Raw genomic sequence first — 19,092 nt, 5'->3', positions numbered from 1 at the left:
GTTCGTCGTGGGGACAAGAAGGTGCCCGGACGCGTGGGGGCGCGCCCGGGCGTGCCCGGGCCGGAGAGGGGACCGGCCCGGGCGGTCTGGGGGATGCCTGGTTAGGCTGCGGGAACGGAGTTCCGCCAGGCATTCCAGCCGGCGTAGCTGCCGTCGAGTTCGACGACGTCGTACCCGGCCCGGCGCAGGGCGCTGGCTGCCACGGAGTTCCGGACACCGGACTGGCAGTAGGTGACGATGGTGCCGTCGGCGGGGAGCTCATCGAGGTGCCACATGACCCGGCCGCCGCTGAGCTGGTGCGAGCCCGGGATGTGGCCGGCGGTGTGTTCGGTCTTGTTGCGGACGTCCAGGACCATGGCGGCCTCGAAGCTGTCGAGGTTCCCGGGCTGGATGAGCTTCGGCGTGAAGGTGGGGAGCCCTTCGATGCTGGTGACGTAGCCTGCGACGTTGTCGATGCCCACGCGGATCAGGTGGTCCCACATGTCCATAGCCTGGTCCTGGTCGTTAGCCAGGAGCACCAGGGGATTTTTGTCGGTTTCCGGGTTGACTACCCAGGCGCCGTAGCTGGCCACGGACTTGCCTGCCGGCACGTTCAGGGAACGGGCTACCGTGCCTTCGTGGACCTCGCTGTTGGAACGGGTGTCGATGAAGGTCAGGGTGTCCGCTGCCAGGCCTGCAGCAACGATGCCGGGCGCGAGCTCGGGCAGCGGGGTGCGTTCGCCCATGATGGCCGGGCCTTCACGGTTTTCGCGTTTCATCCGGCCGAAGTATGCGTGGGCGTCGGGCTGGCCGTCGAGGAGTTCGTTGATGAAACCCTGCTCGTCGTTGGCGGCGAGGTAGGGGCCCCACCAGGCGTAGAGGCGCTCATAGCCCACGGTCGAGGAGGGGATGGCGCCGAGGGCCTTGCCGCAAGCGCTGCCAGCGCCGTGGGCAGGGTGGACCTGGACGTAGTCGGGGAGGGTGAGGAACTTGTCCTGCAGGCTGGCGAAGAGCTGCTTGGCACCTTCGAAGCGGGTGTCGATGCCGCCGGCTGCCTCGTCCAGCAGGTCCGGCCGGCCCAGGTCGCCTGAGAAGACGAAGTCGCCCGAGAGCAGGTAGCCGGGCTGGTCGCTGAAGGCGCCGTCGGTCACCAGGAAGGACAGGTGCTCGGGGGTGTGGCCGGGGGTGTGGAGGGCCTTGACGGTGATGTTGCCCAGGGTGATGGCGTCGCCGTCGTAGAGGCGTTCGCCGTCGAATTCGTACTGCCAGTCCGGTCCGCCCTCGCCGGAGACGTAGATCTTCGCGCCGGTGGCAGCGGCCAGTTCGCGGGTGCCGGAAAGATAGTCGGCGTGGATGTGGGTTTCGGTGACGGCCACGATCTTCATGCCGTTCTTCGCGGCAAGATCCTGGTACACGGCGGTGTCGCGGCGGCCGTCCACCACGATGGCTTCCCCCTTGGCCTGGCAGCCAATCAGGTAGCTGGCCTGGGCGAGGTCTTCGTCGTAAATGCGCTCGATAAGCATCTGGTGCTCTCCTTCGTGGAGTGGGTTTTTAGAGGAGGTCTTGGCTTAAGTGTAATACCCCATGGGGTATCCAGCAACGAGGGGTGCGGGCCGGGCAATCCGCGTGTGCGTCAGGCGGGCTGCCGGGCTGCGTCAGCCCGGAGTTTGTTCATGTCGAGGTTTTTGACTTCCTGGATGACTTCTTCGAGGCCGGTGGCGTTGAGGGCGCCGGGCTGGGAGAATACCAGGGCCTTGTCCTTGAAGACCATGAGGGTGGGGATGGAGGTGATGTTTCGCGGCGGCGGCTAGGGCCTGTCGCTGTGCGGCGGAGCCTCACGTTAGGTGGTGGGGAGGCCGGCGCGGGTCCAGGCGATCATGCCGCCGGCCATGGTGTCCGCGGTGAAGCCGGCTCCGCTGAGGGCGTCGGCCACGCGGGCTGAACGGTTGCCGCTGCGGCAGACCGCAATGACGGGGACGGCGGGGTCCAGCTCGGACAGGCGTGCCTGCAGCTGGCCCATGGGGATGTGCAGGGCACCGGGGATCATGCCTTCGGCGACCTCGAAGTCCTTGCGGACATCGAGGATGCGGGCGGTGGCACGGCGCTGGTCGGCCTCGGTGATGGTGATTTCAGCCATGGGATTCTCCTTCGACATACGTGTGGGGCTGTTGTTAGCGGACGGGTTCGCCGGCCGAGCGCCAGGCGCCCATGCCGCCGCGCAGGGAGTAGGCCTCGTACCCCTGGGAAGCGAGGAGACGGGCCGCTGAAGCGGAGCGGACCCCGGATGCGCAGACGGCGATCACGGGCTTGTTCTTGTTGATTCCGGCGGTGCTGGCCTGCAGCCGGTCCAGCGGAATGTGCTTGGCCTGGGGCGCCCTTCCGGTACGCCATTCCTGGGCGGAGCGGACGTCGACCAGCGCGGCGCCCGAGGCCAGGAGGTTCTTGGCCTGCGCTACTGAGACCGTTTTATAGGGCTTGCTGAAGGCTTTTTTCAGGGAGCTGATGAGGCCCATGGTGTTCTCCTTGGCTGGTTGGTGGCGGGTTTAGACGGGTGAGGGGACGTTGCTGCGCCGGCCGCTTCGGTTGCGCAGCGGGCACGAGCTGATGAAGAACCAGCAGGCGCCCGCGGTGACTGCCATCAGGGCTGCGACTCCGGCAGCGATGAACCACCGCAGGTCGGCAGGGGCCTGCTGGATGAGGACGAAGGTTCCCATGGCCAGGACGAACCAGCCGAACGCTTTCCGCAGGGCGGCCTCCGGGATGCGGCCGGCGAGTGTGGAGCCGGCAAGGGTGCCAACGATGGCAGCTACGGTCACGCCGAGGGTGATGCCCCAGTCGAGCTGGACGGTGGTGAGGTAACCGGCGAGCCCGGCGAAGGACTTCATGGCGATGACCACCAGGGAGGTGCCCACGGCAACAGACATCGGGAGGCCGCCCAGGAGCGCCAGGGCCGGAACCACAAGGAAACCGCCGCCCGCGCCGACCAATCCGGTCACGAGCCCGACGACCGCCCCGTCCAGTAGCACCCTGCCCAGGGGCAGCTCATGCTTCACCGGTGCGCCGCCGCCGTCGTTCTTCTTCTTGCGGCCGCGAAGCATGGCCACGGAGGTGGCCACCATCATGACCGCGAAGGCGATGAGCAGGATCTGGCCGGGGATGTGCCCGCCCAGGAGGCCGCCGACGAACGCGCCGGCCATGCCGGCCGCGCCGAAGATCAGGCCGGTCCGCCACATCACCCTGCCGCCGCGGGCGTGGCTGAACGCGCTGACCGCGGAGGTGACGCCGACGACGAACAGGGAGGCCGCGATGGCTTCCTTGGCCTCGAAGCCCGCCACGTAGACCAGGATCGGCACGGTCAGGATCGATCCGCCGCCGCCCAGGACGCCGAGCGAGAGCCCGATGACTACCGACAGGGCAAGGACCAGGAGGAGGGTGGTGGTCATGAGGCCTTGGCCTCACCGTTTCCGGTGGCGCGTGCACCCGCGACGGGAAGGGTCAGGATGGCGCTCTCGCGGGTGGGTTCCTTGGCAGCCTTATTCCACGGCATTGCCGAGATGGCCTGGCCCATGGCGCAGGTATTGGTGGCGGCCGAGAAGGTCAGTCCTGTGCCGATGGCGCCGGCGAGCAGGCGGATTTTCGGGGAGACGAACTTGCCGCCCGCCAGGCCCAGGACCACCAGGGAACCGGCCACGAGGCGGACCTGGCGCTCCAGGTCCCAGCGGCTCTTGCCCCGGACAACGTCGCCGCCGGTGGCAGCGAAGCCGGGCGCGCCGCCGGTCAGGACGTAGGCACCGTCGATCCCGGACTTGCCCAGCCGCTGGCGCGCCTGCTCGGCGCGGGCACCGGACTGGCAGGCAAGGACCACACGGGAGCCCAGGCGGGCCGCGAGTTCATCCGCGTGCTCCGACAGCAAGGGAAGCGGCACATTGTAGGAGCCCCGGATATGCATGTACTCGAACTCGGCGGCGGAGCGCACGTCGATCACCACGAGGTCCTGATGCTGTTCCATCCAGGTGCGCAGGGTCTCTGGAGCAAGGGCGGTAACGGCCGATGCCGCGGAAGGGGAAGTCATGTGCTGGCCTCTCGATTTGGGAAATAGTGGATACCCCACCGAGTATTACAGATACCCCCCTGGGTATGTCAAACACCCTGGGGGGTATACAATGGACGGAGTCGCCGACATTGGAGAAACCCATGGAACTCAATCCGTCAGAACTGACGCCCGTGATCAACAGGCTCAAGCGCGCCCAAGGCCAGCTCACCGCTGTCACGCGCATGCTTGAAGAAGGCCGGGACTGCAAGGACGTCGTCACTCAGCTCGCGGCCGTGTCCAAAGCACTCGACCGGGCCGGATTCGCCATCATCGCCACAGGCCTGGAGCAGTGCATCGTCCAGAAGGACGCAACGATGGACAAGAAAGAGCTGGAAAAGCTCTTCCTTTCCCTCGCCTGACCAGCGCCGCCCCGGACGCCATGTCCGGTAGCTGAAGCTTCAGATGATCCCCTGGGACGCTCTCTCACTTAATGCGGGAAAAAGACCGACGCTGTCTCACTTTCTTGAAGAAAGTGAGACAGCGTTGGTCAAAAACCCGCATTAAGTGAGAGAGCGTCCGGGGTGGGGTGCTGTATAGGGTCCGCGTAACGGCGCATACTTGAACGCACAGGCGGCCCTGGCCCTAGGAGGACACCATGAAGTTTCTCGGAGCACTGATTGTCATCTGGCTGATCATCGGAGGAATCGCCGCCTGGCAGCGCGGCTACTTCGGCGGCGCCCCCGGGACCTGCGCACAGGCTGGCACGGTGGCTGTGACCATCATCGCGGGTCCCCTGAACTACATGGGCGTCAACCCGCAGATCGAGTGCGAACTCCCCCAGCCGTCCCAGTAGGCGGATCCGGCAGTCCCTTCCTTGGAGCCGCGCCGGGCGTTGCCTAGAGTAGGAAATGCCGGGCGCGGCGCGTCCGCGCCCTGATTCTGATCCCGAAGCTTCGAAAGGACCGCCAGATGGCCTACGTCACCGTTGGAACCGAGAACAGCACCGATATCGAGATCTACTACGAGGACCACGGAAGCGGACAGCCTGTGGTCCTGATCCACGGGTACCCGCTGGACGGTTCCTCCTGGGAGAAGCAGACCACAGCCCTGCTCGAAGCCGGCTTCCGCGTCATCACCTACGACCGCCGCGGATTCGGCAAGTCAAGCAAGCCCACCAAGGGCTACGACTATGACACCTTCGCCGCCGACCTCAACACCCTCCTGACCACCCTGGACCTGACCAACGCCGTCCTGGTGGGCTTCTCCATGGGCACGGGCGAAGTGGCCCGGTACATCAGCACCTACGGTTCAGAGCGTGTCGCCCGGGCCGCGTTCCTGGGATCGCTGGAACCTTTCGTGCTGAAGACCGATGACAATCCCGACGGCGTGCCGCAGGAGGTTTTCGACGGGCTCACCGAAGCCGTCACTGCAGATCCATACGCGTTCCTGCGGGAGTTCTTCAAGAACTTCTACAACACCGACACCTTCCTGGGCACCGCACGCCTTAGCCAGGAAGCCGTGGATGCCAGTTGGAACGTCGCCGCCGCCGCAGGAGCCACTGCCCTGGTTGCCGCGCAGCCCACCTGGCTCACCGATTTCCGGGCAGACATCCCCAAGATCGATGTCCCGGCCCTGATCCTGCACGGCACGGCGGACAACATCCTGCCCATCGACGTGACCGGCCGCCGGTTCACCAAGGCGCTGCCGAGCGCCCAGTACCGGGAGATCGAGGGCGCGCCGCACGGCCTGCTTTGGACGCACGCCGCGGAGGTCAACGAAGCCCTGCTCGCGTTCCTCAAGAAGTAGATCCTCAAGAACCCCCGGCTGCGGAGACAACAAGAGGAGGGATCAGGCACCATGCCTGATCCCTCCTCTGTGTTGGTGCTGTGGTGCCTTAAGCCTTGGCAGTCTTGCCCGGCAGCGCCAGGCGGAAAATCTTGCCCCAGGTGGATCCAACCTGCTTCAGCAGCGGACCCGTGGTGTACTTCAGGCCGTAGCGCTGGCAGATTTCACGAACGAGCGGTGCAACCTCGGCGTACCGGTTGGACGGCAGGTCCGGGAAGAGGTGGTGCTCGATCTGGTGCGAGAGGTTGCCGGTCATCAGGTGCATGAACTTGGACCCGGAGATGTTGGCTGAACCGATCATCTGCCGGACATACCAGTCCCCGCGGGTCTCGCCTTCCACCATTTCCTCGCTAAAGGTGTCCGTGCCTTCGGGGAAGTGGCCGCAGAAGATGACCGCGTGCGCCCAGACGTTGCGGACGGCGTTGGCCGTCAGCGTGCCGTAGAGGGCCTGCTTGCCGGAACCGGTGAGCATGGCGACGGCGGGAGTGGCGGCGTAATCCTTGGTGAACTGCGTGACCACCTTCTTGCCCAGCGCCTTGAGGTCCTTGAGCAGGGCTTCCTTGGACTTCCTGCCTTCTTTGAAATCGGTGAGCTCAAGGTCGTAGATGGCGATGCCCCACTCGAAGAGGGGTGCCAGGATGGCGTTGTACAGCGGGTTCCCCAGGTTCGCAGGCACCCACGGCTGGCTCTCGTCCATGCGGAGGAGGTTGTACCCGACGTCGTTGTCCTTGCCCACCACATTGGTCCAGCGGTGGTGCAGGTCATTGTGGGTGTGCTGCCAGGAGCGTGACGGGGTGACGAAGTCCCACTCCCACGTGGTGGAGTGGATATCCGGGTCCCGCATCCAGTCCCACTGGCCGTGGAGCACATTGTGCCCGATCTCCATGTTTTCGAGGATCTTCGCCAGGCTCAGGAGCGTGGTGCCGGTGACCCAGGCTGCCTTGTTCTTGCTGACCAGGAGTGCCGCGCGGCCGGAGATTTCGAGACCGCGCTGGACCTTGATGATACGCCGGATGTACGCGGCATCGGATGCGCCGCGCTTGGCGAGGATGTCGTCGCGGATCGCGTCGAGTTCGCGGCCCAGCTCAGCTACCTGTTCATCCGAGAGGTGCGCGGCTGTGGGAGGGCGGACCGACGGGCTGCCGGACTCGGCCAGCGCCCCGGGGCGCGTCCTTGCCGCTCCTGTAGGGGCGGTCTTGCCTTCTGAAACTGTCTTCTTTTCTGAAACTACTGACATGCGGTGAAGCTCCTCAGAGTTCGAGGTTGACGGGTCCGGCGGCTGCCGAGACACACGTTTGGATCAGTTCGCCGGGCTCGCCGTGGATCTCGTTGGTGCGGAGATCGCGGACTTGGCCAGCCAGGAGCGGGGTAAGGCAGCTGTGGCAGATTCCCATCCGGCAGCCGCTGGGCATCAGCACCCCGGCGTCCTCGCCGATGTCCAGCAGCGGGGTGTCGCCGTCGGCATCGACTTCCCGGTCCGACGCCTCAAAGGTGACCAGGCCGCCGTCGTGCCCCACACCCCCGGCGAAGGTGGTGTTAAACCGTTCAATCATCAGGTTGCCGGGGTCGCCGGCAATCGCAACGTCCGAACCCGGGGCGGCGGTGGTCAGCGCGGCCTGTTTCCAGAGCGCCTCGGCGTCGTCAAGGAAACTGTCGGGGCCGCAGGCGTACGCGGCGCGTTCTTTCCAGTCCGGGCAGATCGCATCCAGCTCCGCCGTGTTGGTCAGGTCCATCCGGCCCTGCTCGCCGGTGTACCAGTGGGCCAGGCGGAAGTTGGGAAACTGGTCCGCGAGTTCGGCAAGTTCCTCACGGAAGAGGCTGTCGCCCGGGGTACGGGCGGAATGGACCAGTACGACGTCGGCATCCGGGCGGCGCGGGACCAGCGTGCGGATCATGGACATCACCGGAGTGATGCCGCTTCCGGCGGTAACCATCAGCAGCGGCCGCGGGTGCTCGGGAAGAACGAAGTCACCCTGCGGAGGTGCGAGGAAAAGGACGTCCCCGGGCTTGGTGGTGCGCACCAACGTTCCGGAGACGGCCCCGACGTCGGTCACTGTGATGGCGGGGTCCTTGCCGGCGGGGGCGCTCAGGGAGTAGGACCGCCAATGCCGGACGCCGTCGAGCTCAACGCCGATGCGGGCCCACTGGCCGGCCAGATGGGAATGCCACCCGCGGCCGGGGCGGAAAAATATGGTAGCCGACTGAGCCGTTTCCTGAACCACGCGGGTGACCACACCGCGCAGCTGGCGGGCCGAAAACACGGGGTTGAACAGCGACAGAATATCTTCTGGCGACAGGGGCGTCGTCAGAACGGACGCGGCTTGAGCCAATTGGCGTAGCCGGATCATGCAGTTGTACCTAAAGCGGCGCGAGCCATATTTCTCTCTCCTGACCGTTCCGCAGTCACGCTGTAGCAGTCACGCTGTTGTGTAGGGCATAAGCCCCCAAGCCCGCTATAAGCCTAACGGCTTCGGCTAGTGGATGGTTCCCGGATCAGCGGCTATCCCGCGACTGGAATTCCTCGTCAAGGTCCTGATGCCTGAATTCCGTCTCCGGATTCGGTTCGCCTTCGGCCACGTATTCGTAATCGAGCTGGCGTTGCACCTGGCTGTCCAGGACCTGGAGCTGCTGGTCTGGAAGTGCAGCAAGGTCATCCGGGAATTCGTCCTCCGGCGACAAATGGAGCTTTTCAGACATGGGGTGCCTCTCTGGCTGCAGGGCAGAGCAGGGATCAGCAGGTTGCCCGGTCCTCATAGGATATTCCCTCCGCGCCGGATTACCCATCGAAATCTGCCTGTCTCAGGAGGTGGACGGGCCCCGGCGGATGGCAGGGGCAATATACCGGGCTATGCTGCCCAGCATTTTGGCGTTGAAGTCCACGCCCAGCTGGTTCGGCACTGTGACAAGAAGGGTGTCGGCGGCCTGGACGGCGGCGTCTTCCGCGAGCTGCGCCGCCAGGACATCAGGTGCACCTGCGTACGTCTTGCCGAACCGGGCAGTCAGGCCATCGATGACACCAACCTGGTCACGGCTGTCCCGCAGGGCGCTGCCGGCGAAGTAACGGCTGTCCTCCTCGTCCACGATAGGAAGGACGCTCCGGCTGACGGACACGCGCGGCTGATGGCTATGCCCGGCGGCAGCCCAGGCGTCCCGGAAGAGCTGGATCTGTTCCGCCTGAAGCTGGTCGAAGGGCACACCGGTGTCCTCGGTAAGCAGCGTTGAGCTCATCAGGTTCATGCCCAGGCCCGCAGCCCAGACCGCAGTTTTCCGGCTGCCTGCGCCCCACCAGATACGCTCGGCAAGGCCCGGCGATTGTGGCTGGACCGGCAACAGACCGGCAGCCGCGTAGCGCGGGTCCGCCTCTGCCACGCCGGCACCGCTGATGGCCTGCCTGAACAGTTCCGTATGCCGGCGGGCCATGTCCGCATCCGTTTCAGCGGCCTCCGGACGATAGCCGAACACCGCGGCGCCGTTCCGGGCAGGTTCGGGTGAGCCGCGGCTGATACCAAGCTGCAGCCTGCCGCCGCTGATCAGGTCCGTGGCCGCCGCTTCTTCGGCCAGGTGGAGCGGATTCTCATAACGCATGTCAATGACGCCGGTCCCGATCTCAATCCGGCTGGTCCGGGCCGCGATGGCAGCCAACAGCGGCAACGGGGACGCCTGTTGCCGGGCAAAGTGGTGCACCCGGAAGAACGCGCCGTCTATGCCCAACTCCTCGGCGGCCACGGCGAGGTCGATGCCCTGGAGGAGGGCATCGCCCGCCGTTCTGGTCTGTGACCCCTGGCCGGGGCCCCAGTGGCCGAATGAGAGGAATCCAATTCGCTGCATGTCCTGCCCAACCCTGGTAAGGCGACCCGCATTCCCGGCTGGCATGATGGGCCTGTGAACATTCCTGCTGAAGCGGTGACGATCGCCAAAACGGCTGTGCTCTTTATTCTCGCCGCAGCGGCTGAGATAGGCGGTGCGTGGCTGGTGTGGCAGGCCGTCCGCGAGGGCAAGGACTGGTGGTGGGCCGGACTCGGTGTCATTGCGCTGGGGCTCTACGGGTTTGTGGCCACGCTGCAGCCGGATGCGCACTTCGGCAGGATCCTGGCGGCCTACGGAGGAGTTTTTGTGGCCGGGTCGCTGGCCTGGGGTGTGATCTTCGACGGCTTCCGGCCTGACCGGTGGGACATCGCCGGGTCTGTCATTTGCCTGCTGGGCGTGGCCGTGATCATGTTCGCGCCGCGGAACGCCGGCTGACCCGCCCGGCTGAGCCGGCATTCCCGGCTAAACTGGCCCGGTGTCCAGCAACCAGCCGCCCAGCGGGCCCGTGCCGCCTCCTCCCCCGCCGTCGCGCGGAAAGATCGCCGAACGGCTGCTTCCCGGCGGCACCGAGCCCGATCCCCGGTTCACGCTGGCCAACGAACGGACCTTCCTCGCGTGGATCCGCACCGCACTGGCACTCCTGGCCGGCGGCATCGCCATTGAAGCGTTTACCTCGGACCTGTTCCTAGAGCCTGTCCGCAAGAGCCTGGCGGTCATGCTCCTGCTCCTGGGCATGCTGCTGAGCGCGGGCGCCGCCGGGCGCTGGATCCGGGTGGAACGGAGCATGCGGAACAAAACCCCGCTCCCGCTGCCGCTGATCGTGCCTCTGCTGGCCGGCGCCGGTGCGCTGGCTGCCGCCGTCGTCCTCGTTTTTATTCTCTGGCGGTAGCCCGTGGTCCGCAGCCGGCTGCCTGACCCCGCACCGCACGGGGATCCAGGGCTCCAGCCCGAACGGACCACGCTGGCATGGGGCCGGACCATGCTGGCGCTGGTGACGGTCAGCGCCATCTTCCTGCGCTGGCTGCCGCACCACGGCCTCCCCATCCTGCTGCTGTTCGCCGTGTCCTCAGCCGCCGCGGCGGCAATCTACTTCACCCAGCGCCGCCGGTACAGTGCCAGTTCACGCGGCATCGCCAGGGAAAATGTCGACGCCGATACCTCCGCAGTGCTCTGGACCGCCTTCGCCGGGGTTGCGTTGGGCGGGCTGGGGATCGTTGTGGTCCTCGCGGCCTAGGTGTAGTTCCCACACCTAGGCTTCGGCCAGGTAGGGCCGCTTGGAGGGGCCCCGGAGTGCCACGATGGTGAATACCAATGCCACGACGGCGGTGGCGACGAGAAGGAGCAGGCCGATCGAGTAGCTGCGGGTCGCGGCGTCGTAGGTTGCCCCCATCACAAGCGGCGGGAAGTAGCCGCCCAGGCCGCCTGCCGCGCTGACCACTCCGCTGATGCTGCCCACTTTGCCCTGCGGCGCGAGGACGCCCACCCAGGCGAATACCCCGCCCGCTCCCAGGCCCAGGGCCGCGGCCATGGCCAGGAAGGTCAGGCCGGCAGGCACGTCGCCGTCGGGCTGCAGGTTCACCACCCAGGCCAGAATGGCAACGCCTGCCAGCGACGTGATCACCACCGGCTTGGACCCGAACCGGTCCGCCAGCACGCCGCCCACCGGGCGGGCCAGCACGGCCGCGAGGGCGAACCCTGCCGTGCGGGCACCCGCGCCGCTCGGATCAAAACTGTACACATCCCGGAGGTAGGTGGGCAGGTAGGTGGCGAAGGAGACGAACCCGCCGAACACGACGGCGTAGAGGAAGCACATCTTCCACGTCACCGGGGTCCTGGCGGCGTCCAGGATCTTGGGCAGCACCGGGGCATTGTTCCGCGTCCATCCCGGCGATTCCTTCATCAGGAACCAGACCAGGGCCGCCATCACGGCCAGGACTCCGGCGATCAGCAGGTGCGTGGGGAAATACCCGATTCCCGCCACCAGCCGCGGGTTCAGGAAGGCTGCCAGCGCCGTCCCGCCCATTCCGGCGCCAAAGACTCCGGTGGCGAAGCCCCTGCGTGACGGCTCGTACCAGCCGCTGACAAAGGGGATTCCGACGGCGAACACGGTACCGGCGACTCCCAGCAGCAGGCCGGCGCCCAGCACCAGAGCGAACGAACTGAGGAGTCCGCCTACGGCCACCAGGAGGATGGGCGGGATGGCGGCCAGCAGCACAAAGGAGAACATGGCGCGGCCGCCGTATTTGTCCGTCAGCGCCCCCACGGCGATGCGCCCCAGCGAACCCACAAACACCGGCATCGCCACGAGGACACCCGTTGCCGCCGGATTGAGCTGCAGGTTCTGTGTGTAGAACGAGCCCAGGGTGGCCACCGAATTCCAGGCCCAGAAGCCGGCCACGGACGCCGCCGTGGCCAGCACCAGGTTCAGGGTCCGTCCTTGGGCGCCCGCCAATGGGAGTGGTGCCGTTCCAGCCACTGTTACTCCTTAGGATTCGGCGATGGGGATTCAGCGATGAGGATTCAGCCGGCCATGTCAGCGGTTGCGGGTATCTCTGTCCTTGGTCCCTACCGGGGACCAGCCTCGCCGTGCTACGGCATCCCGGGAGCGGTAGACGATGTACGGACGGAAAAGGTAGTGCAAGGGCGCCGTGAAGGCATGCACCAGCCTGGTGAACGGCCAGATGACGAACAGTGCCATCCCCACCAGCGTGTGCAGATGGAAGGAGAACGGTGCTGCCGCCATGGCCGCGACATCCGGCTGGAAGATGAACAGGGAACGGAACCAGGGGGCCACCGTTTCCCGGTAGTTGTGCCCGTGCTCCCCCTCGAAAACGCTGGCCAGGGTGGTCCACAGCCCGAACACGATGGCGGCGGTGAGCACCACGTACATGGCTTTGTCGTTTGTGGTGGTGGCCATAAAGACAGGCCCCGTGGTGCGGCGCCGGTAGATCAGCAGGATGATCCCGCCGAGCGTCCCGACGCCGGCAATGCCGCCGACGAACAGGGCGTTGAAGTGGTAAAAATCCTGGCTCATCCCCACGGCCTGGGTCCACGCCATCGGGATGACCAGGCCGAAGAAGTGCCCGGCGATGACGGCCAGCAGGCCGAAGTGAAACAGCGGTGAGGCAATCCGGAGCAGCTTGGACTCATACAGCTGGGAGGACCGGGTGGTCCAGCCGAATTGGTCGTACTTGTACCGCCACACCAGGCCGCCCACCAGGACCACCACCATGATGTAGGGCAGGACGCCCCACAGTGCGGTGTCCAGGGCGGAGATTTCGACGACGGCCCCTGGCTCCGTTTCGAACGGCGCGGTTTCGAAGGTCAGCATTCTCAAGTCCCCTTTACGGGCAGCAGTCGCGGGTCATACGGGTCCAGCCCTACGGCCTCGGTAGGCGGCCCGTAACCGGCCATCCGCATCACGGCCTGTTCGTCGGCCGGCGATTTCCCGGGCAGCGTGTCGCAGATGGCCTGCAGGATCCGGGCATGCGGGAGCTCGTCCCGCAGCAGGCCGAACCTGAGCATCTCGAGGCTGGCACGGTAGCGGATGAGGAGTTCCCGGCCGGCGCTCAGGTCCACCAGCGCCGCATATTCGAGGACCATGGGCAGGTAGTCAGGCAGTTCGCCCCGGGTGTCCACCAGGATGTCGCTTTGCCGGTAAGCCTTCTTGAAGCTGCCCAGGACTTCACCCCGGCGCCGGGTGTCGCCGTCCGTCCAGTAGCTCAGGTGCAGCGCGTGGCGCCGGCCCAGGTCGAACTCCCGCACATAGAAGGCCTGGATCTCCATCGGTCCGGAGGATTCGAGCAGGTCCAGGACGGCTGCAAAGTCCTGGACCGCGCCGGGAAACTCAGCCAGGGCGGCCCGCATCAGCGGGACCTTGGCTATCAGGTCCTCGTCCGGGTAGGACAGGCACCAGGCGGCCGCCATGTAGACCACCTGGTTGCGCCGGCTCACGGCCGGTCCTCCGGCGTGTGCTTCTCAGGCGTGTGCTTCTCCGGCGTGGGTTTCTCCGGGACGTGCTTCTCCGGGAACAACCCCGACGGCGCCCCGGTGCCATCCCAGTTCAGCAGGTTTACCCGGCCCCGGAGAGTCGATTCACCGGGTGCGGCATCAGAGGTCTGCCGGTCGCGGAGGGCGTTGAACGTCTCCACGGCAACCGGCACCGGCCTGCCGCTGGCCTCGCCGAACGGGGACGAGTCCTGCATGCCCGGGCCGCCGTCGAAGTCCAGTGAGCAGCCCATCTCCTCAAGATCGTGGGCCTGTTCCACGTGGGCCTTGGGGATGACGTACCGTTCGTCGTACTTCGCGATGGCCATCAGCCGGTACATCTCGTACATGGTCTGGCTGTCCATCCCCACGGCCTCGGGAATGGAGTCGTCCGGATCGTTGCCCAGGCTGATGCCGCGCATAAAGGAGCGCATGGCGGCAAGCTTTTTCAGCACCCCGGTGACCCGGTCCGCATCGCCGGCGGTGAACAGCTCCGCAAGGTATTCCACCGGGATGCGCAGCGCGTCGATGGCGCCGAACAGATTGCCGTGATCCTCGCCGTCGTGCCCCTGGTCGCGCAGCAGGTCAACCACGGGCGAAAGCGGCGGCACGTACCAGACCATGGGCATGGTCCGGTATTCCGGGTGCAGCGGCAGGGCAACCTTGTAGACCTTGGCCAGCGCGTACACCGGCGAGCGCCGGGCGGCGTCGATCCAGTCCTCGGGAATGCCCTGTGCGCGGGCATCGGCCTGGACCGCGGCGTCGTTCGGGTCCAGCAGGACGTCCATCTGCGCGTCGTAGAGTTCCTGCGGGTCGGTGACAGCGGCGGCTGCGGTGACCGCGTCGGCGTCGTACAAAAACAGCCCCAGGTACCGCAGCCTGCCCACGCACGTTTCGGAGCAGACCGTGGGCAGCCCCACCTCCACCCGCGGATAGCAGAAGGTGCACTTCTCGGCCTTGCCGGTCTTGTGGTTGAAGTAGATCTTTTTGTACGGGCAGCCCGTCACGCACTGCCGCCAGCCGCGGCATTTGTCCTGGTCCACCAGGACAATCCCGTCCTCCACCCGCTTATAGATGGCGCCGGAGGGACAGGACGCCATGCAGGAGGGGTTCAGGCAGTGCTCGCAGATCCGCGGCAGGTAGAACATAAACGTCTGCTCGTAGGCAAACTTGATCTTGTCCTCGGATTCACGGCGGACCTTCTCCACAATCGGATCCAGGTGGCCGTGCTCGGTGGAACCGCCGAGGTCATCGTCCCAGTTCGCGGACCACGTGATCTTGGTGTCCTCGCCCGTGATCAGGGACTTGGGCCGGGCCACCGGGAAGTCGTCCCCCAGCGGTGCGTCGATGAGGGTCTTGTAGTCGTAGGTCCACGGCTCGTAGTAGTCCTTGAGCTCGGGCTGGACCGGACTGGCGAAGATCCCGAAGAGTTTCTTCACCCGGCCGCCTGCCTTGAGGACCAGCTTGCCGCGCCTGTTCAGTTCCCAGCCTCCCTGCCACTTCTCCTGGTCCTCGTAGCGCCGCGGATACCCCTGGCCGGGCCGGGTTTCCACGTTGTTGAACCAGACGTATTCGGTGCCGGCACGGTTGGTCCACGCCTGTTTGCAGGTCACCGAACAGGTGTGGCAGCCGATGCATTTGTCCAGGTTCATGACCATGCCCATTTGAGCCATTACACGCATCAGTACTGCACCTCCTGGGAACGACGGCGGACGGTGGCAACCATGTCGCGCTGGTTCCCGGTGGGGCCAAGGTAGTTGAACGCGTAGGCCAGCTGCGCGTAGCCGCCGATCAGGTGCGAGGGTTTCACCAGCAGCCGGGTGACGGAGTTGTGGATGCCGCCGCGCCGGCCCGTCGCCTCGGACTTCGGCACGTCGATGGTGCGCTCCTGCGCGTGATGGACGTACACCACCCCGGCCGGCATCCGGTGGCTCACGATTGCCCGGGCCACCAGGACGCCATTGATGTTCAGGCACTCCACCCAGTCGTTGTCCCTGACCTTGATGGACTCGGCGTCGGCGGGACTCATCCAGACCGTCGGCCCGCCGCGGGACAGTGAGAGCATCAGCAGATTGTCCTGGTATTCGGAGTGGATGGACCATTTGGAGTGCGGTGTCAGGTACCGGACCACCACCTCCAACTCCCCGTTGGTGCCGAGCTTTGGCTCGCCGAAGAGGCGGTGCATATCCAGCGGCGGCCTATAGATCGGAAGCCCCTCGCCGATGTCCGTCATCCAGTCGTGGTCGAGGAAGAAGTGCATCCGTCCGGTCAGGGTGTGGAAGGGCTTGAGCCGTTCGATGTTGATGGTGAAGGGCGCGTAGCGCCGGCCGCCGGTTTCGGAGCCGGACCATTCCGGCGAGGTGATCACCGGGACCGGGCCGGCCTGGGTCTGGGCGAAGGTGATGAACTTTTCCTCGGAGCCTTCGGACAGGTCCGCCAGCTTCCGTCCGGTCCGGACTTCCAGGTCCTTGAAGCCCTGCACGGACAGGGCACCGTTGGTGGTGCCGGAGAAGGCCAGGATGGCCTCGGCGAGCTTGGCATCCGTGTCGATGGCCGGCCGTCCGTCCGCGGCGCCGCCGAGCATCACGCCGTTGGACCGGCTGAGCCGGTCAAGGGCGCCGGCGAGTTTGTAGGTGACGTTCTTGACCGTGAAGCCCAGCCTGTCGGCCAGGGGCCCGACGGCGGCCAGCTTGTCCGCGATGGCCGTGTAGTCCCGCTCCACCACCGAGAAGACGGGCATGTTCTGCCCCGGCACCGCGGGGATGCCGGTTTCCCGCCAGTCCCGGACGATCCCGCCGGGCTGGGCCAGTTGGCCGGGGGTGTCGTGCTGCAGCGGCACGCTGACCAGGTCCCGCCTGACGCCAAGATGGGTTGCTGCCAGCCGGGAGAATTCCCGCGCGAGCAGGTGGAACGTGTCGAAGTCCGTTTTGGTTTCCCACGGCGGGTCAATCGCCGGGCTGAAGGCGTGGACGAACGGGTGCATGTCGGTGGAGGACAGGTCATGCTTCTCGTACCAGGTGGCGGCCGGGAACACGACGTCGGACAGCAGCGTGGTGGAGGTCATCCGGAAGTCTGCGGAGACCAGCAGGTCCAGCTTTCCTTCGGGGGCCTGCTCATGCCATCTCACGTCCCGGGGCTTGAGCCCCTCGGCGTGGTCCTCGCCCAGGACGTTGTTGTGGGTGCCCAGCAGGTTCCGCAGGAAGTATTCGTTGCCCTTCGCCGAGGAACCGAACAGGTTGGAGCGCCACAGCACCAGGGTCCGCGGCCAGTTCTCCGGGGCATCCACGTCCTCGATGGCCGGGTTCAGGGTGCGGTTCTTCAGGGCCTCCGCGATGTAGCTGGGGGTGTCCTTCGCGGAACCGGCGGCGACGGCGGCCTCCGCCTCGTCCGCGAGGTCCAGCGGGTTGCGGTCGAACTGCGGGTAGAAGGGCATCCATCCCAGCCGCGCGGACTGGGCCAGCGCGTCCGCAGTGTGCATGCCGTCCAGGGCTCCGGTGGACAGCGGGGACTTCAGCGCGTCCACGGAGTAGCCGTCCTGCCGCCACTGGTCCGTGTGCATGTACCAGTAGCCCGTGCCGATCATGGTCCGCGGCGGCCGCGACCAGTCCAGGCCGTTCGCCAGCGAGAGCCAGCCGGTGACCGGCCGGGTCTTCTCCTGCCCCACATAGTGCGCCCAGCCGCCGCCGTTGCGGCCCATGCAGCCGGTGAGCATCACCAGCGCCAGCACGGCCCGGTACGTGGTGTCGCCGTGGAACCACTGGCAGATCCCGGCGCCCATGATGATCATGGACCGGCCCTTTGACTGCTCGGCATTCCGGGCAAATTCGCGGGCCACCCGGATGCAGGCCTGTGCGGGGACGCTGGTGATCTCCTCCTGCCAGGCCGGGGTGTAGGGGGTGGCGGCGTCGTCGTAGCCGGCGGCCCAATCCCCCGGAAGCCCGTCCCGGCCCACGCCGTACTGGGCCAGCATCAGGTCGAACACGGTGGTGACCAACTGGCCCTCCACCTCAAGGACGGGCACGCCACGGCGCAGGACGCTGCCCGCTCCCCCGGCGTCCTCGAAGCACGGCAGCAGGATCTCGGCGCTTTCGCCTGAGACTTCCCGGAGCGACAGCGCAGGGTCCATCCCTTCGAGGTCCAGGTTCCACTTGCCCTCGCCGCTTGCCGAATAGCGGAACCCCAGGGAGCCGTTGGGCACCGCGGGCCGCCCGGTCTTCTTGTCGAACAGGACGGTGCGGAACGCCGCGTCCTCAGCCCCGGACTCCCCCGGGAGATCCGCCGCGGTGAGGAATTTCGACGGCGTCAGGGCGCCGTCGTCGTTCCTCACCAGCCGGACCAGGAACGGGAGGTCCGTGTACTGCTTCACGTAGTCAGCGAAGAAGGGGACCTGCCGGTCCACGAAGAATTCCTTGAGCATGACGTGGCCCATGGCCATGGCGAGCGCGGCATCGGTGCCGGCCTGGGCGGGGAGCCATTCGTCGGCGAACTTGGTGTTGTCCGCGTAGTCCGGGCTGACCGTGACCACCTTGGTGCCCCGGTACCGCACCTCGGCCATCCAGTGCGCGTCCGGGGTCCGGGTCACCGGGACGTTGGAGCCCCACATCATGAGGTAGCGCGCGTCCCACCAGTCCCCGGATTCGGGGACGTCGGTCTGGTCGCCGAAGACCTGCGGGCTGGCAACGGGGAGGTCCGCGTACCAGTCGTAGAAGGACGTCATCACCCCGCCGATGAGCTGGATGAAGCGGGTTCCCACCGCGTGCGAGACCATGGACATCGCCGGGATGGGCGAGAAGCCCGCGCACCGGTCCGGCCCGTAGGTTCTGATCGTGTTCACGTGCGCCGCGGCCGCGATCTCAATGGCTTCCTGCCACGAGACCCGCACCAGTCCGCCCTTGCCGCGGGCCTGCTGGTAGCGGCGGCGGCGTTCCGGGTCAGCCGCGATCTCCGCAAAGGCCAGCACCGGGTCGCCGAGGCGGGCTTTGGCTTCCCGGTACATCTCAACCAGGACGCCGCGGGCATAGGGGAAGCGGACCCGCGTGGGTGAGTAGGTGTACCACGAAAAGGCTGCCCCTCTAGGGCAGCCTCGTGGTTCGTATTCAGGACTGTCCGGGCCTACCGAGGGGTAGTCGGTCTGTTGGGATTCCCAGGTGATGATGCCGTCCTTGACGTACACCTTCCAGGAGCAGGAACCGGTGCAGTTCACCCCGTGCGTGGACCGGACCACCTTGTCGTGGCTCCAGCGGTCCCGGTAGAAGATGTCGCCTTTGCGGCCGCCCTCCCGGAACACCGCCCTGCCGTCCTCTGTCTGGTCCCATTTCGTGAAGAAACGGCCCAGCTTCAACATTGCATCTGATGCGGGTCCATCCAACCCCGCATGGGGTCCGGCAGCCATGGGCAACACGCTATGCCTCGGCGGGCCGCAACTCCAGATCGAAGGGCCC

At 66.4% G+C, this 19,092-nt stretch carries 20 protein-coding genes and 1 pseudogene; 6 read left to right on the top strand and 15 right to left on the bottom strand.

The features are described 5' to 3' along the window. Positions 1-101 precede the first annotated feature (101 nt). From GUV69_RS18295 to GUV69_RS18270, 6 genes and pseudogenes are all read right to left on the bottom strand, one after another. Positions 102-1,502: an MBL fold metallo-hydrolase gene (locus GUV69_RS18295; RefSeq protein ID WP_164205025.1), complete on the bottom strand. Its 1,401-nt coding sequence runs from the start codon at positions 1,500-1,502 to the stop codon at positions 102-104. A 110-nt stretch (positions 1,503-1,612) separates the two neighbouring features. Next, a pseudogene (locus GUV69_RS18290) lies at positions 1,613-1,796 on the bottom strand (thioredoxin family protein); the annotation flags it as partial. Between the two features lie 23 nt (positions 1,797-1,819). Next, positions 1,820-2,116, bottom strand: coding sequence for a rhodanese-like domain-containing protein (locus tag GUV69_RS18285; RefSeq protein WP_164205023.1), 297 nt, complete (start codon positions 2,114-2,116; stop codon positions 1,820-1,822). Positions 2,117-2,150: 34 nt separating this feature from the next. Continuing rightward, positions 2,151-2,492: a rhodanese-like domain-containing protein gene (locus GUV69_RS18280; RefSeq protein ID WP_164205021.1), complete on the bottom strand. Its 342-nt coding sequence runs from the start codon at positions 2,490-2,492 to the stop codon at positions 2,151-2,153. A gap of 30 nt (positions 2,493-2,522) precedes the next feature. Continuing rightward, complete coding sequence (locus tag GUV69_RS18275; protein ID WP_164205019.1) at positions 2,523-3,422, bottom strand: sulfite exporter TauE/SafE family protein; 900 nt, start codon at positions 3,420-3,422, stop codon at positions 2,523-2,525. Further along, on the bottom strand, positions 3,419-4,051 hold the full coding sequence (locus GUV69_RS18270; RefSeq protein ID WP_164205017.1) for a rhodanese-like domain-containing protein: 633 nt from the start codon (positions 4,049-4,051) through the stop codon (positions 3,419-3,421). The genes GUV69_RS18275 and GUV69_RS18270 overlap by 4 nt, the downstream gene beginning before the upstream one ends. A 122-nt stretch (positions 4,052-4,173) precedes the next feature. On the opposite strand from GUV69_RS18270, the gene GUV69_RS18265 reads away from it, so the two are divergent. The 3 genes from GUV69_RS18265 to GUV69_RS18255 all read left to right on the top strand — a co-directional run bounded on the left by GUV69_RS18265 (position 4,174) and on the right by GUV69_RS18255 (position 5,818). Continuing rightward, entirely contained in the window at positions 4,174-4,431 is a 258-nt protein-coding gene (locus tag GUV69_RS18265; protein ID WP_164205015.1) for a metal-sensitive transcriptional regulator, read from the top strand. A 236-nt stretch (positions 4,432-4,667) separates the two neighbouring features. After that, positions 4,668-4,865 (top strand): hypothetical protein, encoded by a 198-nt coding sequence (locus GUV69_RS18260; protein ID WP_164205013.1) that lies wholly within the window; start codon positions 4,668-4,670, stop codon positions 4,863-4,865. 116 nt (positions 4,866-4,981) lie between these two features. Further along, positions 4,982-5,818 carry an alpha/beta fold hydrolase gene (locus GUV69_RS18255; RefSeq protein WP_164205011.1) on the top strand — a complete coding sequence of 279 codons (837 nt, stop codon included), beginning with the start codon at positions 4,982-4,984 and terminating at the stop codon, positions 5,816-5,818. 88 nt (positions 5,819-5,906) lie between these two features. Here GUV69_RS18255 and GUV69_RS18250 read toward each other — a convergent pair whose 3' ends face one another. The 4 genes from GUV69_RS18250 to GUV69_RS18235 form a co-directional block, all read right to left on the bottom strand. Then, positions 5,907-7,094, bottom strand: coding sequence for a fatty acid desaturase family protein (locus GUV69_RS18250; protein WP_164205010.1), 1,188 nt, complete (start codon positions 7,092-7,094; stop codon positions 5,907-5,909). A 13-nt stretch (positions 7,095-7,107) separates the two neighbouring features. Continuing rightward, positions 7,108-8,205, bottom strand: coding sequence for a ferredoxin reductase (locus tag GUV69_RS18245; RefSeq protein WP_164205007.1), 1,098 nt, complete (start codon positions 8,203-8,205; stop codon positions 7,108-7,110). Between the two features lie 145 nt (positions 8,206-8,350). Further along, the gene (locus GUV69_RS18240) at positions 8,351-8,554 is read right to left on the bottom strand and encodes a hypothetical protein (RefSeq protein WP_164205005.1); all 204 of its coding nucleotides are present in this window, start codon (positions 8,552-8,554) and stop codon (positions 8,351-8,353) included. A gap of 102 nt (positions 8,555-8,656) precedes the next feature. Further along, positions 8,657-9,685, bottom strand: a complete 1,029-nt coding sequence (locus GUV69_RS18235) for an LLM class flavin-dependent oxidoreductase (RefSeq protein ID WP_164205003.1) — start codon at positions 9,683-9,685, stop codon at positions 8,657-8,659. 75 nt (positions 9,686-9,760) lie between these two features. Here GUV69_RS18235 and GUV69_RS18230 point away from each other — a divergent pair, with 75 nt between their 5' ends. The 3 genes from GUV69_RS18230 to GUV69_RS18220 are packed head-to-tail and all read left to right on the top strand — an operon-like array spanning position 9,761 to position 10,898. Further along, positions 9,761-10,099, top strand: a complete 339-nt coding sequence (locus tag GUV69_RS18230) for a YnfA family protein (protein ID WP_164206744.1) — start codon at positions 9,761-9,763, stop codon at positions 10,097-10,099. A gap of 40 nt (positions 10,100-10,139) precedes the next feature. After that, the gene (locus GUV69_RS18225; RefSeq protein ID WP_164205001.1) at positions 10,140-10,553 is read left to right on the top strand and encodes a YidH family protein; all 414 of its coding nucleotides are present in this window, start codon (positions 10,140-10,142) and stop codon (positions 10,551-10,553) included. 3 nt (positions 10,554-10,556) lie between these two features. After that, the gene (locus GUV69_RS18220) at positions 10,557-10,898 is read left to right on the top strand and encodes a DUF202 domain-containing protein (RefSeq protein WP_164204999.1); all 342 of its coding nucleotides are present in this window, start codon (positions 10,557-10,559) and stop codon (positions 10,896-10,898) included. A gap of 15 nt (positions 10,899-10,913) precedes the next feature. On the opposite strand, the gene GUV69_RS18215 is transcribed toward GUV69_RS18220, so the two are convergent. Genes GUV69_RS18215 through GUV69_RS18195 form a run of 5 tightly spaced genes read right to left on the bottom strand, consistent with a single transcriptional unit; the run spans position 10,914 to position 19,043 of the window. Then, positions 10,914-12,140 (bottom strand): MFS transporter, encoded by a 1,227-nt coding sequence (locus tag GUV69_RS18215; RefSeq protein ID WP_164204997.1) that lies wholly within the window; start codon positions 12,138-12,140, stop codon positions 10,914-10,916. 57 nt (positions 12,141-12,197) lie between these two features. Beyond that, entirely contained in the window at positions 12,198-12,995 is a 798-nt protein-coding gene (gene narI, locus GUV69_RS18210; protein WP_164204996.1) for a respiratory nitrate reductase subunit gamma, read from the bottom strand. 2 nt (positions 12,996-12,997) lie between these two features. After that, positions 12,998-13,618 (bottom strand): nitrate reductase molybdenum cofactor assembly chaperone, encoded by a 621-nt coding sequence (gene narJ, locus GUV69_RS18205; protein ID WP_164204994.1) that lies wholly within the window; start codon positions 13,616-13,618, stop codon positions 12,998-13,000. After that, complete coding sequence (gene narH, locus GUV69_RS18200) at positions 13,615-15,333, bottom strand: nitrate reductase subunit beta (protein WP_164204992.1); 1,719 nt, start codon at positions 15,331-15,333, stop codon at positions 13,615-13,617. Before narH ends, narJ begins: the two co-directional genes overlap by 4 nt. Next, positions 15,333-19,043 (bottom strand): nitrate reductase subunit alpha, encoded by a 3,711-nt coding sequence (locus GUV69_RS18195; protein ID WP_164204990.1) that lies wholly within the window; start codon positions 19,041-19,043, stop codon positions 15,333-15,335. Before GUV69_RS18195 ends, narH begins: the two co-directional genes overlap by 1 nt. Positions 19,044-19,092 lie beyond the last annotated feature (49 nt).

Origin of the sequence: [Micrococcus luteus] ATCC 49442, assembly GCF_010367585.1 — a bacterium.
In the GTDB taxonomy this organism is placed as follows: Bacteria; Actinomycetota; Actinomycetes; order Actinomycetales; family Micrococcaceae; genus Arthrobacter; species Arthrobacter luteus_A.
The sequence above is the reverse complement of the archived record's forward strand: the minus strand, read 5'-3'. Positions and strand labels throughout refer to the sequence as shown.

Coding starts and splice junctions, on each gene's coding strand:
- GUV69_RS18295 (WP_164205025.1), bottom strand. CDS start 1,502: ATGCTTATCGAGCGCATTTACGACGAAGACCTCGCCCAGGCCAGCTAC.
- GUV69_RS18285 (WP_164205023.1), bottom strand. CDS start 2,116: ATGGCTGAAATCACCATCACCGAGGCCGACCAGCGCCGTGCCACCGCC.
- GUV69_RS18280 (WP_164205021.1), bottom strand. CDS start 2,492: ATGGGCCTCATCAGCTCCCTGAAAAAAGCCTTCAGCAAGCCCTATAAA.
- GUV69_RS18275 (WP_164205019.1), bottom strand. CDS start 3,422: ATGACCACCACCCTCCTCCTGGTCCTTGCCCTGTCGGTAGTCATCGGG.
- GUV69_RS18270 (WP_164205017.1), bottom strand. CDS start 4,051: ATGACTTCCCCTTCCGCGGCATCGGCCGTTACCGCCCTTGCTCCAGAG.
- GUV69_RS18265 (WP_164205015.1), top strand. CDS start 4,174: ATGGAACTCAATCCGTCAGAACTGACGCCCGTGATCAACAGGCTCAAG.
- GUV69_RS18260 (WP_164205013.1), top strand. CDS start 4,668: ATGAAGTTTCTCGGAGCACTGATTGTCATCTGGCTGATCATCGGAGGA.
- GUV69_RS18255 (WP_164205011.1), top strand. CDS start 4,982: ATGGCCTACGTCACCGTTGGAACCGAGAACAGCACCGATATCGAGATC.
- GUV69_RS18250 (WP_164205010.1), bottom strand. CDS start 7,094: ATGTCAGTAGTTTCAGAAAAGAAGACAGTTTCAGAAGGCAAGACCGCC.
- GUV69_RS18245 (WP_164205007.1), bottom strand. CDS start 8,205: ATGATCCGGCTACGCCAATTGGCTCAAGCCGCGTCCGTTCTGACGACG.
- GUV69_RS18240 (WP_164205005.1), bottom strand. CDS start 8,554: ATGTCTGAAAAGCTCCATTTGTCGCCGGAGGACGAATTCCCGGATGAC.
- GUV69_RS18235 (WP_164205003.1), bottom strand. CDS start 9,685: ATGCAGCGAATTGGATTCCTCTCATTCGGCCACTGGGGCCCCGGCCAG.
- narI (WP_164204996.1), bottom strand. CDS start 12,995: ATGCTGACCTTCGAAACCGCGCCGTTCGAAACGGAGCCAGGGGCCGTC.
- narH (WP_164204992.1), bottom strand. CDS start 15,333: ATGCGTGTAATGGCTCAAATGGGCATGGTCATGAACCTGGACAAATGC.
- GUV69_RS18195 (WP_164204990.1), bottom strand. CDS start 19,043: ATGGCTGCCGGACCCCATGCGGGGTTGGATGGACCCGCATCAGATGCA.